General features: G+C 61.3%; 13 protein-coding genes. 11 read left to right on the top strand and 2 right to left on the bottom strand.

Going from position 1 to position 14,427, the window contains the following annotated elements; genetic code table 11:
- Positions 1–271 precede the first annotated feature (271 nt).
- Both BSY18_RS00630 and BSY18_RS00625 read left to right on the top strand, forming a co-directional pair.
- On the top strand, positions 272–1,210 hold the full coding sequence (locus tag BSY18_RS00630) for a DUF2493 domain-containing protein (protein ID WP_069049290.1): 939 nt from the start codon (positions 272–274) through the stop codon (positions 1,208–1,210).
- 63 nt (positions 1,211–1,273) lie between these two features.
- Complete coding sequence (locus BSY18_RS00625; RefSeq protein ID WP_069049289.1) at positions 1,274–2,200, top strand: HEPN domain-containing protein; 927 nt, start codon at positions 1,274–1,276, stop codon at positions 2,198–2,200.
- A gap of 280 nt (positions 2,201–2,480) precedes the next feature.
- Here the strand turns inward: BSY18_RS00625 and BSY18_RS00620 are convergent, their stop codons facing one another.
- Positions 2,481–2,882, bottom strand: coding sequence for a MerR family transcriptional regulator (locus BSY18_RS00620; RefSeq protein WP_069049288.1), 402 nt, complete (start codon positions 2,880–2,882; stop codon positions 2,481–2,483).
- Positions 2,883–2,955: 73 nt separating this feature from the next.
- Between BSY18_RS00620 and BSY18_RS00615 the strand changes: the two genes are divergently transcribed.
- The 9 genes from BSY18_RS00615 (at position 2,956) to BSY18_RS00575 (ending at position 12,653) form a co-directional block, all read left to right on the top strand.
- A complete protein-coding gene (locus BSY18_RS00615; RefSeq protein WP_069049287.1) occupies positions 2,956–3,600 on the top strand; it encodes a cation transporter in 645 nt (214 codons plus the stop codon).
- Positions 3,597–3,962 (top strand): DUF3703 domain-containing protein, encoded by a 366-nt coding sequence (locus tag BSY18_RS00610; RefSeq protein ID WP_083231230.1) that lies wholly within the window; start codon positions 3,597–3,599, stop codon positions 3,960–3,962. Before BSY18_RS00615 ends, BSY18_RS00610 begins: the two co-directional genes overlap by 4 nt.
- A gap of 26 nt (positions 3,963–3,988) precedes the next feature.
- The gene (locus BSY18_RS00605) at positions 3,989–4,333 is read left to right on the top strand and encodes a hypothetical protein (protein ID WP_069049285.1); all 345 of its coding nucleotides are present in this window, start codon (positions 3,989–3,991) and stop codon (positions 4,331–4,333) included.
- A gap of 61 nt (positions 4,334–4,394) precedes the next feature.
- The gene (locus tag BSY18_RS00600) at positions 4,395–5,666 is read left to right on the top strand and encodes a TolC family protein (RefSeq protein ID WP_069049284.1); all 1,272 of its coding nucleotides are present in this window, start codon (positions 4,395–4,397) and stop codon (positions 5,664–5,666) included.
- Complete coding sequence (locus BSY18_RS00595) at positions 5,663–6,811, top strand: efflux RND transporter periplasmic adaptor subunit (RefSeq protein ID WP_069049283.1); 1,149 nt, start codon at positions 5,663–5,665, stop codon at positions 6,809–6,811. Before BSY18_RS00600 ends, BSY18_RS00595 begins: the two co-directional genes overlap by 4 nt.
- 3 nt (positions 6,812–6,814) lie before the next feature.
- Positions 6,815–10,036 (top strand): efflux RND transporter permease subunit, encoded by a 3,222-nt coding sequence (locus tag BSY18_RS00590; RefSeq protein ID WP_069049282.1) that lies wholly within the window; start codon positions 6,815–6,817, stop codon positions 10,034–10,036.
- A 60-nt stretch (positions 10,037–10,096) separates the two neighbouring features.
- Complete coding sequence (locus tag BSY18_RS00585; RefSeq protein WP_069049281.1) at positions 10,097–10,537, top strand: hypothetical protein; 441 nt, start codon at positions 10,097–10,099, stop codon at positions 10,535–10,537.
- A gap of 536 nt (positions 10,538–11,073) precedes the next feature.
- Positions 11,074–11,970: a hypothetical protein gene (locus BSY18_RS00580; RefSeq protein ID WP_069049280.1), complete on the top strand. Its 897-nt coding sequence runs from the start codon at positions 11,074–11,076 to the stop codon at positions 11,968–11,970.
- Positions 11,967–12,653, top strand: coding sequence for a hypothetical protein (locus BSY18_RS00575; protein ID WP_069049279.1), 687 nt, complete (start codon positions 11,967–11,969; stop codon positions 12,651–12,653). Before BSY18_RS00580 ends, BSY18_RS00575 begins: the two co-directional genes overlap by 4 nt.
- A 644-nt stretch (positions 12,654–13,297) precedes the next feature.
- Here BSY18_RS00575 and BSY18_RS00570 read toward each other — a convergent pair.
- Positions 13,298–14,173, bottom strand: coding sequence for an SOS response-associated peptidase (locus BSY18_RS00570; protein WP_236823329.1), 876 nt, complete (start codon positions 14,171–14,173; stop codon positions 13,298–13,300).
- Positions 14,174–14,427: the final 254 nt, after the last annotated feature.

Below are 14,427 nucleotides of genomic sequence, written 5' to 3'. Positions count from 1 at the left end.
AGACCCGCATATGGAGCGACGCTGCGCCTTTGGCCTTCGCTCGGGGCGACTGCGCCACAGGGTGCAGACACGCAATGGCGTGGCCAGGCTATTTTCCGCCGGGGCATGCGCCCCTTTGCATCGCGAGCCAAAATAGCCTGTCCCCTGCCATCCTCCGCTGCGCTCCGGCCTGCGCGCGGTGCGCGCCGGTGCATGTCCGCACCCCGATGTCGCGGTTTGTCGCTGCGAAGGCCGCGAGAGGCGCGGCTTTGACCAAGCGGGACTATTTGACATGACACACGATCCTGACCTTGAAGGCGATGATGCCACCCAGACCGGGGCAAGCGCCCAGCTCCTCCAGGAAATGCAACTTTACGGCTATCGCCCCTTCGAGGATGAACCCGATCCCAGGCCACTGCCCGACGAACGTCTCGCCAGCGGGGCCGTCGCCGACATGTTCGATGGCCTCATCGCCAGCCTGATCGACACCCGGATCGAACCCGACCTCGAAAACCTGCTGTGGAACCTCGTCAATATCTTCCATCGCGCCGCTGAGCGGGTCGAGATCGAACTTGATCGCAATGAACAGGACCAGCGCACCCTCCAGCGTGAACAGGATGGTAGCGAGGTCCGCTCGGTTGAACTTGAGCGCACGATCGCCGAAGGCATCAGCATGATCGAGCGCCGCGATACCATGGAATTCTTTCGCGATACCGCCGCCGAGCAGTTTCGGACCCATATGCGCAAGGCCTGGACACCGCGTACTGGCTCACGCATCAATCACCGCACGCTCACTGCATCGATGATCGACAGTCGCGACTTTATGGACAAGCGCCTGCGTGAGAAAGCGAATGCCCTGCTGCCCCAGGGCACCCGGGTCGCATTCAGCGGAGGGCCTTCGTGCAACGATCACCAGCACATCTGGGCTGCACTGGATCGCATTCATGCGCGCCATCCTGACATGGTCCTGCTCCACGGGGCAACGCCGACCGGCGCCGAACGCGCTGCTGCCTGCTGGGCCGAAACCCGCAGCGTGCCGCAGGTCGCGTTCCGGCCCGATTGGAACCGGCACAGGAAGGCAGCGCCCTTCAAGCGCAACGACCGCATGATCGAGGCCATGCCCGTCGGACTGGTCGTGTTCTCCGGCACGGGCATTCAGGACAATCTCGTCGACAAGGCCCGGGCGTTCAACATCCCTGTCTGGGATTTTAGGGTTCCACCGCCAACGTGATGGTCGGCTTTCCTCCTGACTTTGCTTGCCATTATGCAGCCAGACTTACACAGTGAGGTGACCATGCGAACCGATCTAGACCACCTTCCAGCCAACAAGCAGCGCGAGCTTGAGCGCGTGAAGCAGATCATTTTCGAAGAGTTCGAAGATGCACTGGCGCTGGCCACCCACCAATGGAAGAAGAAGGGTCGGATCGAGAAGCTGATCCTGTATGGCAGCTATGCGCGCGGTGGCTGGGTCGATGAGCCGCATACCGCCAAGGGCTATCGTTCGGATTTCGATCTGCTGATCATCGTCAACGACAAGCGGCTGACCGAGCGGGTCGATTACTGGCTGAAGCTCGAGGATCGGCTGATCCGTGAGCTTGCAATCGATCGGACCTTGCATACGCCGGTGAACTTCATCGTCCACACGCTTCAGGAGGTGAACGACGGGCTCGCGCATGGGCGGTATTTCTTCATGGATGTGGCGAAGGACGGCATTGCCTTGCACGAGGCGGATGGCCCGGCGCTGCATATCCCCAAGCCCAAGACGCCCGAGCAGGCGCTGGCTATGGCGAGGGAGTATTTCGATGAGTGGTTTCCGGTTGCCATGCAACGGTTTGATTTGGCCAATACTGCGCTTCAGAAAGGCTTTCTGAAACCCGCAGCATTCGATCTGCATCAAACGACCGAATTTCTCTATCATTGCGTTTTGCTGGTGACGACCTTCTACACGCCCCATGTCCACAATCTTGGTTTTCTAAGAACCCAGGCAGAGCGCATCGACATGCGTCTGGTCGATGCTTGGCCGCGCGACACCCGCGCCGATCGCGCGCGGTTCGAGAAGCTCAAGGAGGCTTATGTGAAGGCGCGCTATTCGAAGCACTACCGCATCACGGAAGAGGAGCTGATCTGGCTCGGCGGTTGTGTTGAGGAGCTGGGGCGCGCGGTGCATGCCATCTGCTCGGAGCGAATTGAGCAGCTCGAAGCAGGCTGCCGAGGCATCTGACATTCTTCAATTGTCGCGTCATATCTGGTTCAACTATCTCGGCTTTGCGCCCTAATTTCAGTCATTACGGCTTGCTTGCCGATTACCTGAAAGCGGACATCGCTGCCAATCGGGCTAAGTAGCCGGGTCTGGGACTTTGCGGACATTTCCGGATTGCCGCTTGGATGACGGCTTTTAGCTGAAGCAGACATCTGCTGCTTTCAGCTATGAGCTGCTTAACGTGCTGGGTTCAGGCATCCCAAGGTCAACCCCGGCCACTCTTCGCGCAAGCTCTGAATCGCTATTCATGCTCGCCGAACGCTTCAAGAATGCGGCAGTCGTCTATCGAGCCGCCAGCGCAGCTGGCGATAATCGTGGACAACTCTCGTCTCAGCCCCTGAAGATCGGCAATCTTGCGATCGACTTCCCTCAGATGCTCTGCGGCGATCGCATCGATCGTGCCGCAGGACTGGTCGTGCTGCGCAGCGAGGTTTAGCATGGCGCGCACTTCTTCGAGCGTGAAGCCCAGATCGCGGGTGCGCCTAATGAACCGCAGGCGCGCCAGGTCCGCAGTGCCATAGGCCCGATAATTGCCACTGGTTCTGCCCGGCGGCGCGATCAGCCCGGCGCGCTCATAATAGCGGATCGTTTCGACCTTGACACCGGTGGCCTCGGACAGCTTGCCGATCGTGAGATTTGCCATGCAAAAAGTCCTTGAGTCTGTAGTTGCTACAGGGTGCATATAGGGTTCCAGATCGATTCGTTCGAGGTGGAATATGGCTTGCGACAGTTGTGATTCGGGGCAGCCCGACCTTAATTCTCCGGCATGGCGCCGCGTGTTGTGGATCGCGCTTGCCGTGAATGCCGGCATGTTTGTCGCAGAGATGGCTGCCGGTGTGGCCGGCGGCTCGCGCGCGCTTCAGGCCGATGCGCTCGACTTTCTGGGCGATGCCGCCAATTACGCCATCAGCCTTGGGGTCGCGGGCATGGCTCTCGCCTGGCGCGCACGCGCAGCGCTGGTCAAGGGCATCAGCCTGGCCTTTCTGGGAACCTATATTCTGGCAGCAACCGTCTGGGCCATCTGGAATGGACAGACGCCCAATGCCGAAATGATGGGTATTGTCGGCGTGGCCGCGCTCATCGCCAACACTTCGGTTGCGGTGATGCTCTATCGCTTCCGCACCGGCGATGCGAACATGCGATCGGTCTGGATCTGCTCTCGCAACGATGCGATCGGCAACGTCGCCGTCGTTTTGGCCGCAGCCGGGGTGTTCGGCACCGGCACCGCCTGGCCTGATCTTATCGTTGCAGGCTGCATGGCGGTGCTGGGCATTTCGGGTGGCGTGCAGATCATCCGCCAGGCACGCCGCGAGCTTGCCGCACCGGGTCCTGCCGTCAAAGACGTCGTGGAGGCGGCATGATGAACCAACACGGACGCCCCGCTCTGAACTATGCTTTCGAGCATGAACTTGCATGCTATCGCGCGGCTGCCGAAGCTGGCGATACCGCAGCTGCGTGGCGGGCGCTTGAACGCGCGCATATCCTCTCACAATTGGTGCTGACGCTTCATGTGCAGTCGCATTGGGTAATGCTTGGCTATGCGGTCCGAACCCGTGATCCGGTGGAGGTCATCGGGCAGTTGGTGCGCATCGTCCTTGCGCCCATCGGGGCGCTGACCAGGCGCATCCCGGTCGGCAACACCGGGAGGGCGCGTGTCAGTGCTTTTGAGCCGATGCCGGTGCCACAAGACCTGCGCAACGTTATCGAGCAGGCTCACCAATGATCGCGACAATGGCTTGCTGGGATGCTATGACCGCGCAGGTGAACCGCGTTCTGGGCCTTTTGCTCGGCGTCTTGCTGATGATCTCCATGGGGATGGGCGCTGCTGCACATGCCAGCGAGACGATTTGCCTGCCCGATATTGAAGCCTCTGGTGCAAGCCTCGATCATGATGGCGATGCGGACCCTTCCGGCGACACCGGCGATGGTGTGCTGCACCAGCACGGCGGATGCCATGGACATCATGTCGCCGCTCCGATCGATGACACTTTGTCCGTGAGTTCTGTCCCATCTCGCAATCGGCTGTCGGGATTAAAGCTGGCAATGGTGCCGCTTGCGCAACCCGATGCCGCACTGAGACCGCCGAACACCTGACCTGACCCTCGTGCCCCGCGCAAGCGCGTCGGCAATGTTGTCCATCGTCAGGAGCTATTTCATGCATCGAATAGTCGCGGCCATGCTGGCTGCCACGTTTTGCGCGTCGGTCGCGCAGGCGCAGACCAGTCCACCGTCCACGTTCCAAATTGCGAACGAGCCTTTGACGCTCGATAAGGCGATCGAGCTTGCAACCGGCGCGGCACCCGGTCTGGAGGCAGCATCCGCAGGCATCCGAGCCGCAGAAGCCCAGCGCCGGGTCGCCGGCCTGCGCCCCAACCCGTCGGTAGCGGTCGAGACAGAGAACATCCTCGGCTCGGGTCAATTCAACGGCGTCGCCTCTGCGGAAACGACCGCCGGTCTGTCGATGCCATTGGAGCTTGGCGGCAAGCGCAGGGCGCGGATCGGGCTGGCGGAAGCGCAAACCAACCAGGCGAGATTGGCCAACACCGTTGCATTGGCAGACCTGCGCCTCAGGGTGACGCAAGCCTACATCGAGGCCACTGCTGCCGATCGGCGGCTCGCTGTCACCATGGAGCAGCGCGATATTGCGCTGGAAAGCCTTAGGGTCGCGAACGCCAGGGTGCGCGCCGGTCGTGCATCGCCACTGGAAGAGCAGCGCGCCGATGTCGTGCGGATCAACGCCGAGACCGCACTGGGACAGGCCGAACGGATGGCGGCGCTCGCGCAGGCCAATCTCGGGCGACTGATCGGCATGGTGCCCGGCGCGCTTGATCGCGCTTGGCTCGACACGATCCAGGCGTTCGGCCCGCAACTGACCGATGGCGCAGACGGCACGCTTGCCCTTGCCCTTGCCGAAGCTGAGGTAAGCACCGCAAATGCACAGGTCGGCCTGGCGCGAAGCCAGCGGGTGCCCGACCTCACATTGAGTGCTTCCGCCCGGCGACTGGAAGCATCCAATGACGTCGCCGCCGTGTTCGGCGTCAGCATCCCGCTGCCGGTGTTCAACAGCGGGCGCGCCAATCTCGATGTCGCACGCGCTCAGCAGGACCAGACCCTCGCGTTGCGCCGCGTCGCCCTGCTGGATGCACAAGCGGCGATTGCATCGGCACAGACCGAAGTTGCCAATGCGGCCGCCAATGCGCGCGCCGCGGCAGGTCCGGCGCTTGCCGCTGCCCAGGAGGCCGCGCGGATCGCCCGGATTGGCTATCGGGAGGGCAAGTTCGGTCAGCTCGATCTTCTGGAAGCCGAACGCACCCTCGCACAGACCAAGGCCAGCGCCATCGATGCACTGGTCGCCTATCACGATGCACAGGCCCGCCTGGAGCGGCTTACCGCCCGCGCGCCATCCAACCCGGAAGATCGCCCATGACAATGTCCCTATTGCGGGGCGTCGCCCCCATTGCTCTGATTCTTTCTATCGTAGCCTGCGGGTCCGAGGCTCCCCCGGCAGAGGAAGCCGCCAGCGACCATGCCGACGAGGAGGGCCACGAAGCCAAAGGTGCTATTGCCCTCTCGCAACAGCAGATTGCCGATGCAGGCATCGAGGTCGTCCGCCCTACCGTGGGCGGTGTCGCTGGCGCAGTCGAGGTGAGTGCAACGATCGAGGGTGATGCGCAGGCGGTGCAAGTCGCATCGGCTGCGATTGGCGGGCGCCTGGTATCGCTCACCAAGAACTTGGGCCAATCGGTATCACGCGGCGACGTGCTCGCGGTCATCGAAAGTCGCGAGGCAGCCATGTTGGCGGGCAACATCGAGGCCGCACGGGCCCGCCTGGCGCTCGCCCAGTCAAGCCTTCGCCGGGAGGAGCGGCTGTTCGCCGAGCAGGTGTCGCCCGAGCAGGACCTGATCGCTGCCCGCACTGCTGCGACTGAAGCGACCATCGCCTTACGTCAGGCCCAGGCCCAACTATCCGCTACAGGAGGTGGCGGCGGCGCGCTCAATCGCATCACCGTGAGAGCGCCGATCTCTGGCCAAGTGATCGGCCGGTCGGCGACATTGGGCCAGACGGTTGCAGCTGATACCGAGCTGTTTCGCGTCGCCAATTTGGGCACGGTCGCGATCACCCTGTCGCTGCTGCCCGCCGACGCAGGCCGCGTTCGACTAGGCGCGCAAGTGGAAGTTACCGCGCCCGGTCGGCGGCAGGAAGGGCGCGTGACGTTCGTCTCGCCTGTGCTCGACGAGACGACGCGGCTGGTGCCGGTCATCGCTGCACTCGACAATCGAGGTGGCAACTGGCGGGTTGGAGAGACCGTAAATGCCTCCGTCATCATGCCAGCCACCGGAGATCGCACCGTCGCGGTGCCTTCAACGGCGGTGCAGATGATCGAGGACAAGCCGCATGTGTTTGTGCGGATGGCAGCAGGGTTCAGGGCGGTTCCGGTCACGCTGGGGCGGCGCAATGGTGGTCAGGTGATCGTGACGGCTGGCCTTACGGGCAGTGAGCGCATTGCTTCGACCAACAGCTTCATCCTGAAGGCCGAACTCGGTAAGGGTGAAGCGAGCCATGAGGATTAAGCCATGAGCGCACGGATCGTAACCTTCTCGGTCGAACGGCGCTGGCTTGTCCTGCTGTTCACCGCCATTACCGCCATCGTCGGAGTGTTGGCGCTTCAGCGCCTGCCAATCGACGCCGTTCCCGACATCACCAACAACCAGGTGCAGATCAACGTGGTCGCGCCTGCGCTATCGCCGGACCAGATTGAAAAACAGGTCGCCTTCACTATCGAGACGGCGCTGGCTGGCACGCCGGGCCTTGAATACACCCGCTCGCTCAGCCGCAACGGCTTTGCCCAGGTGACCGCCGTGTTCGACGAAGGCACGGACATCTACTTCGCCAGGACGCAGGTCGCCGAACGGTTGCGCATGGCCGAGGAAGCGCTGCCGGAAGGCGTGAACCCGGAAATGGGGCCGATCGCCACCGGGCTTGGCGACATCTTCATGTGGACGGTCGAGTATCGCGAGCTCGACAGCGTCAACCACAAGAGCGGAGAGCCGGGCCTGCAACCCGATGGTAGTTACATCATGCCGGAGGGCGATCACCTCGTCAGCGCTGCTGACCGCGCCACCTATCTGCGGACGGTGCAGGACTGGATCGTCTCGCCCCAGCTCAAGGGCACCGCAGGGCTGGCAGGGATCGATTCGCTGGGCGGCTATGCCAAGGAATATCTGGTCGTTCCCGACGTGCAGCGCATGGCAGCGATGCAGATCACGCTTGAGGACCTTGCAGGCGCACTGGAACGCAACAACACCAGCGCCGGTGCCGGGGTCGTCAATCGCAATGGCGAGGGGCTGTCTGTCCGCGCCGATGGTCGCGTTCGAAATGTCGATGAACTTGCCCGCACCGTCATCGCGACGCGCGAGGGCGTGCCGATCGTCCTCAGCCAGGTGGCAAGCGTGCGGAGCGGTCAGGGTCTCAGGATGGGTTCGGCTTCGGAAAACGGCCGTGAGGTCGTGATCGGAACGGCGGTAATGCGGATCGGGGAGAACAGCCGCACGGTATCGACCGGCGTGGCCGAGCGGCTCGACCAGATGGGACCATCGCTGCCAGTCGATGTGGTAGTCAAGCCGGTGCTCAACCGCACCGATCTGGTAAATGCGACCATCACCACCGTCGCCACCAATCTTGCCGAAGGCGCTCTGCTTGTGATCGCGGTCCTGTTCGTGTTGCTGGGCAATTTTCGCGCTGCGCTAATCGCCGCGATGGTCATCCCGATCACCATGCTGCTGACCAGCATCGGCATGCTACAGGCAGGGGTCTCCGTCAACCTCATGAGCCTTGGCGCGCTCGACTTCGGCCTGATCGTCGATGGCGCTGTGATCATTGTCGAGAATGCGCTGCGGCGGCTGGGCGAGGCGCAGCATGGCCGAGAGGGGGTCCTTCCGCTAAAAGACCGGCTGGCCATCGTCGCGGCCTCGGCCCGCGAGATGATCCGGCCGTCGGTTTATGGCCAGACGATCATCATCCTCGTTTATGCGCCGCTGCTTACTTTCACTGGAGTGGAGGGCAAGATGTTCGAGCCGATGGCGCTCACCGTCATCATCGCGCTCGTGTTCGCCTTCGTCCTTTCGGTCACCTTCGTTCCAGCGGCGATTGCGATCTGGCTGTCGGGGCGGATCGAGGAGAAGGAAGGCCGGATCGTCTCATGGCTGCGTCGCCGCTATGAGCCGGGTCTCGACACCGCCATGCGCCGTCCGAGTGCAACACTGGGTCTTGCAGTTGGTGCACTGGCATTGTCGGGCGTCGCGTTCACGACGCTGGGTCAGGAGTTCCTGCCGCAGCTCGACGAAGGCAACGTCATGGTCCAAGCGATCCGCATTCCCGGCATTTCGGTCGATCAGGCACAAGCGATGCACTTCATGGTCGAGAATGCGATTACGAAAGAGCCCGAGGTTGCATTTGCTTTCTCCCGGACCGGAACGTCCGAGATCGCATCCGATCCCATGCCGCCCAATGTCACCGACACCTTCGTCATCATGAAGCCGCGCGACCAATGGCCCGATCCAGGGCTCGCCAAGGCCGAGTTTGTCGAGCGACTGGAGCAGCGGCTCGCTACGCTGCCCGGCAACAACTACGAAATCACCCAGCCCATCCAGATGCGCTTCAACGAATTGATCGCGGGGGTGCGCGGCGATGTAGCCGTCAAGATATTCGGGGACGACTTTGCGCAGATGAACGCGACCGCCGAAGCCATTGCGGGGGTGCTGCGACGAACCGAAGGCGCGACCGACATCCGTGTCGAACAGACCGAGGGTCTGCCCATGCTCGACATCCGCCCTAACCGAACAGCAATGTCGCGGCTGGGGCTGACCGCAGGCGATGTTCAGGACACGGTCGCAGCAGCGATCGGTGGGCGCGAAGCCGGCATGATCTTCGAGGGCGACCGGAGGTTCCCGGTCGTCATCCGCCTGCCAGAAGCAGCACGGTCAGACCTGACCAGCATCGCACAGGTGCCAGTGCCGACACCCGACGGTGGTTTCGTTCCGCTATCGACCGTGGCCGATGTTTCCGTGATCGACGGTCCGAACCAGATCAGTCGCGAGAATGGCAAGCGCCGCGTCGTCGTTCAGGCGAATGTCCGTGGGCGCGATGTCGCCAGCGTTGTCGCGGAGGCTCAGGCGGCGGTCTCGTCCTCGGTCGAGCTGCCGCCGGGAACGTATCTGGAATGGGGCGGTCAGTTCGAGAATCTGGCCTCGGCCAGGGACCGTCTGATGGTCGTAGTCCCGATCTGCTTCGCCGTGATCATGCTGCTGCTCTACGGGGCGCTTGGGTCGGTGCGCGACGCGCTCATCGTGTTCACCGGCGTGCCGCTGGCGCTGGTCGGAGGCATTCTTGCGCTGGTGCTGCGCGAAATGCCGTTCTCGATCTCCGCTGCTGTCGGTTTCATTGCGCTGTCGGGTGTGGCGGTCCTAAACGGTCTTGTCATGCTTTCGGCCATTCAGGACCTGATGCGACGAGGGCTGGACCGGGCAGCAGCGGCACGCGAGGGGGCACTCGCGCGCCTGCGTCCGGTGGCGATGACTGCATTGGTGGCATCGCTGGGCTTCGTGCCTATGGCGCTGGGCAATGGCGCAGGTGCCGAGGTGCAAAAGCCACTCGCGACCGTGGTAATCGGCGGGCTGATCTCTGCAACACTGCTAACGCTGTTTGTGCTGCCGACGCTTTATGCGCGGTTCGGTCAGAAGCGGCGCGAAGCCGAATCGCCCAGCAGTGCCGATGGAGCACCAGCCTATGGGACCTGACACTGACATTAGAAGAAACCCAAGACGAACGGGCCATGGGCTGCAAGTGGAGGAACGCGGATGCGCATAGAGTTGAGCTGCCGACTTCCGCGATCACCGGACTGGGTGTGGGAACGGGTGCAGAAATCTGAAACGCTCGACTATGTCGCCGCGCCATGGGTTCGCTTCAAGCCAAAGGCTGGACGTTTCCCCGACCGCTGGACGACCGGAAACCACGAATCGACGCTGTGGCTGCTCGGCGTCGTGCCTCTCGGACCGCAGACCATCGGCATCGAATTTCCCGATGATGCAGGACCGATGGTGCTTAGGGACAATGGTCATGGACTAATGGCGAAGACCTGGGATCACTGGATCTTCGTCGCGGCAGATTGTGGTGGCACGCGCTACATGGATAGGGTGGACGTCCATGCCGGAGTGCTGACCCCGTTCGTCGCTCTGTTCGCTCGCCTGTTTTACGCCCATCGGCAGCGCAGATGGATGGCGTTGGCAAGAGCCGGATAGGCATTAGATTTTGCCCTCAGATGGATTTTTTGCACCCGCCAATCTCGATAGCGGCTGGCAGGATCACCGCGACGTAGTCTGCGGATTAGACTAAGGGCGTTAATCTGACGGTCTGTTTAGCCGGGGCTATACGGCGGCACTTAACACGAGCAGTCGTTCGTGGTGGCAGATCAGAACGACTGGGTCTGGGTCGACTGCTGCCGGATGCGAATGCCGGATCGTGGGACACTGCGGCCATTCGCCGTTGTTCGGGGTGGGGTCCCCTTTCGTCAAAGCCGGTCATTCTTGGAGCCGAGCAAGCCCTCTGACCTATGTCCGGGTAGTTCGACGATTTTGAGAACGGAAAGTTTTGGGGCGCAGCTTGCGGATTGCTGCCCTTCGTTGCGGCTATGTCGGACGGTAGCTTTTCGCCCTAATGTGCTCCGTCCGTCTCAGTTCAACTTGACGCCCGGTCTATTTGCAATTCATTCCTAATGCTTTGAATTCGATGAAATGGGGGCTACATTGCCAGTCGCACTCGAACCAGAGGACTTCTCGTGTCGGTCATCAAGAGCTTTGCCGTAGGGAACGGCGACATGTTCTACATTAGGCATGGCAGCGACAACTTCTCGATCATTGACTGCAATCTCAATGACGAGAATGCGGATCGGATCATCGAGGATTTGAAGGCGCAGTCGGCTGGCAAGAGCATCAGTCGCTTTATCTGTACGCACCCGGACCAGGACCACTTTGGGGGGATTGAACGGCTCGATGACGCGATGCCGATCGTCAATTTCTACTGCGTCAAGAACCAGGCAATAAAGGACCCCGAGACTGAATCCTTCAAACGCTACTGCAAGCTGCGGGACGGCGATAAGGCCTTCCACATCTTCAAGGGCTGCACTCGGAAGTGGATGAACAAGGAAGGGGACGGCCGAGGTGCAGCCGGTATCAACATCCTTTGGCCGGATACGGAAAATGAGCACTTCAAGGAAGCTTTGGCTTGTTGCGATGCGGGCGAGAGCTTCAACAACACATCGGCTGTTATCCGCTACAGCTTGAATGGTGGCGCCAGCTTCATGTGGCTCGGTGACTTGGAAACTGGCTTCATGGAGAACATCACCGACTCGATTAATCTACAAAAAACCACCGTCGTTGTGGCGGCTCACCATGGTCGCGACTCTGGGAAGATTCCGGACAGTTGGTTGGAAAAGCTGGACCCTCAGTTCATCATCATCGGCGAGGCACCGTCGCGGCACCTCAATTACTACACCGGCTACAATATTTTTACGCAGAACAAGGCGGGCGATCTCACCTTTGATCTCGTGAATGACAAGGTGCACGTCTACGCCTCAGAAGAGGGCTACTCGCACAAGAAGCTCACGGATGAGGGCCAGTCTGCCTTTAAGGGATATGTAGGCAGTTTCACGGTTGAGACCGAGTACACCCTGTGAAAGACTGGTTCCCGCTCACCAGCTATGAGTTCTACGCTTACCTCACCTCAGGGATGGTGGTGCTAGCTGCGGCTGACCGCACTTTCATGGGTTCAACGCTCGCAAGCCATACAGATTGGAAAGTGGCCATAGCGGTGTTTTGGGTGGCGATAGCGTACCTCGTCGGCCACATCGTTGCAATTCCCTCTTCAGCCATCTTCGAGCACTTGATCGCCAAGCGAGTGTTGCGTGATCCGTCAGCGGTCATACTTGGCCTGGAGCCTCAACGGTTTCGGGAGCATTGCTTCGGGACCGTCGTCGGGGCTCGCGAGTATGAACCTTTTCCTGCAGATTATCGCGCGGCGATCGTCACTAAACTGGCGCGAGCCCTGAATGTTACTGAACCGAACATTCAGGCGGACGCCGCATTTCAGTGCGCCTTTACCCCCGCGCGCTCGATTGCAGATTCGGCCACAAGGATGGACAACTTCCTCAATCAGTACGGCTTCTGCCGCAACGTGTCCTTCGCCAACCTGATAGCTGCCGCGCTCCTAACGATCCTAGCGTGGCGTACCGGTGAACAGTCTGATGCGTTCCTCGCGATCGGCGCTGGGGTGCTAGCGCTTGGTCTGTTCATCCGGTTTATCAAGTTCTACGCGGCATACACGCGCGAGGTATACCGAGCCTTCAATAAGGCTTGTTAGGCGACATCTTGCGGCAAGGTATGGCTAGTTTTGGCAATTGCGGACGGTCAAGATGGCTCTCGTGAACGACTGACCCTGGTCGGTAGCCGACGCCCGAACTCGACCAGAGTACGAACCCTTGTTCCACTTCCAGCGGCAGCTCCATGCCTCGTGCTCCGGGCAAGAGTAGCGCGCATTGTTACGCCGCCCATTGGGTTGGATCATTCTCAAGGCCGATGAGGGCGAGGCCATGGGCAATGGATGTCCCCATCTGCATCGCCTAGGCCTACAACGGTGTTCGTCGTACCAAAATCGAGGCCGAGTGCTTTTGCCTTCAGACTGGCGGTCATGACCTGTCCTCGTGTCCTGTTCATTCCAGCCTGGTTTGGGCAGGTGAGGGCCTTTGCACAGCCCCCGGAAAGGGGCCAGCATGGCTTGCCTGGCCGGGCGGCTAGCAGGGCAGGTTTTGCGCCTGGCTTGGGGGAGGGGGCAGGTCTCTGGTGCATGCCGGAAAGGGCATTGCCCGTTCAGCTGAACAACCATAACAGCAGGCTTGCAGGACCTGCTGCTGTCAGGACTGCAAGGATCCAGAATTCCCAGCGGGACACGGGTTTGTCATTGGGGCTGGGCCAGTCGCGGGGCATGTCGCCAACCTCTCTTTCAGGTCAGAGCAGCAGGGGCGTGTCGGCGGTGCGGCGGCTCGACCAGGGCTCGCTGGTCTGATCGACACGCAGCCGGTCAGCAGGATACTGGCGCAGCAGCGCCATCGCTTCTTCTGCTGGCACATGCAGCCAACGATCATGCTCGTCAGCCTCAAGGATCACCGGCATCCTGTCATGGATGTGCCAGAGCTCCCTGGTCGCATCGACCATCACACCGGTATAGCAGTCGCCCCATTCGTCGCTCGGTCGCCAAAGACCTGCCCAGGCTGCAAGCGGCTGATCGGCAACGCTGATCCAGGACTTGGTCATCCGTCCTGTCTCGCCTTCGGCCTCGGCAAAGGCCGTGAACGGGATGAGGCAGCGGTATTGCGTGTCCGTGAACCACTTGTTCCACATGCCGTGGGCTGACATCAGCTTATCGTCGCGCGCATTGTTGACCGGGTTCGGCTTGTTGGGCTTGCCCGTCTTGCGGTTTACCGAATGTCGCGGAAAGCCCCATGTCATGGCCTCAAGCAACCGCTCTTCGTTCTCTTCCCGGATAACGAATCCCTGATACCCGGGATAGACATCGCCGGGGCTGGCATTGGTATTCCGGCCAATACGGGCGAAAAAAGTCTGGGCAACTTCCGCGATCGACGTCTTCAGCGTCACAAGATTGCACATCGCCTTGCCTCCCGTTGCACAGCCAAACTCGCCGCCCCGGCATCGATGCCGGGAGGACCGTCTTGCACCAATGTTCGGGCACCAGGTCGCTAATGTCCAGCCGCACCGTGTTGCCGTCTTCACAGGCGATAGCCTCATGATGGCGAGAGGGTGCTTGTGCTCATCGGCGGTGGAGAAGGGGTTCAGCTGCGAAACCGGCTTATCGCTCGCTTCCATTCACGCTCTGGCGGAAAGGCAAGCTCGATGTCGGCCGCGCTCTGACGGACCAGCTCCAGGCGGACCGGGCGCACCCGTTTGCGGTGCTGCAGGCTGCAGCTGCGGCACCAGAAATGCTCACGGGCAGGCTTGAGCCGATCGTCCCACATACGTTTATGAAAATGCCACCAAAGGCCATGCGGATTGAAAGTCGCGCTGTGCCCGTATCGGCAGACCGGGCGAACCGCGTAATGCCAGGCAGCCGCCTCGAAAAG

This window comes from Blastomonas sp. RAC04 (assembly GCF_001713435.1).
In the GTDB taxonomy this organism is placed as follows: Bacteria; Pseudomonadota; Alphaproteobacteria; order Sphingomonadales; family Sphingomonadaceae; genus Blastomonas; species Blastomonas fulva.
Note: the sequence above shows the minus strand (reverse complement) of the source record. Positions and strands in the feature narration are given on the sequence as shown.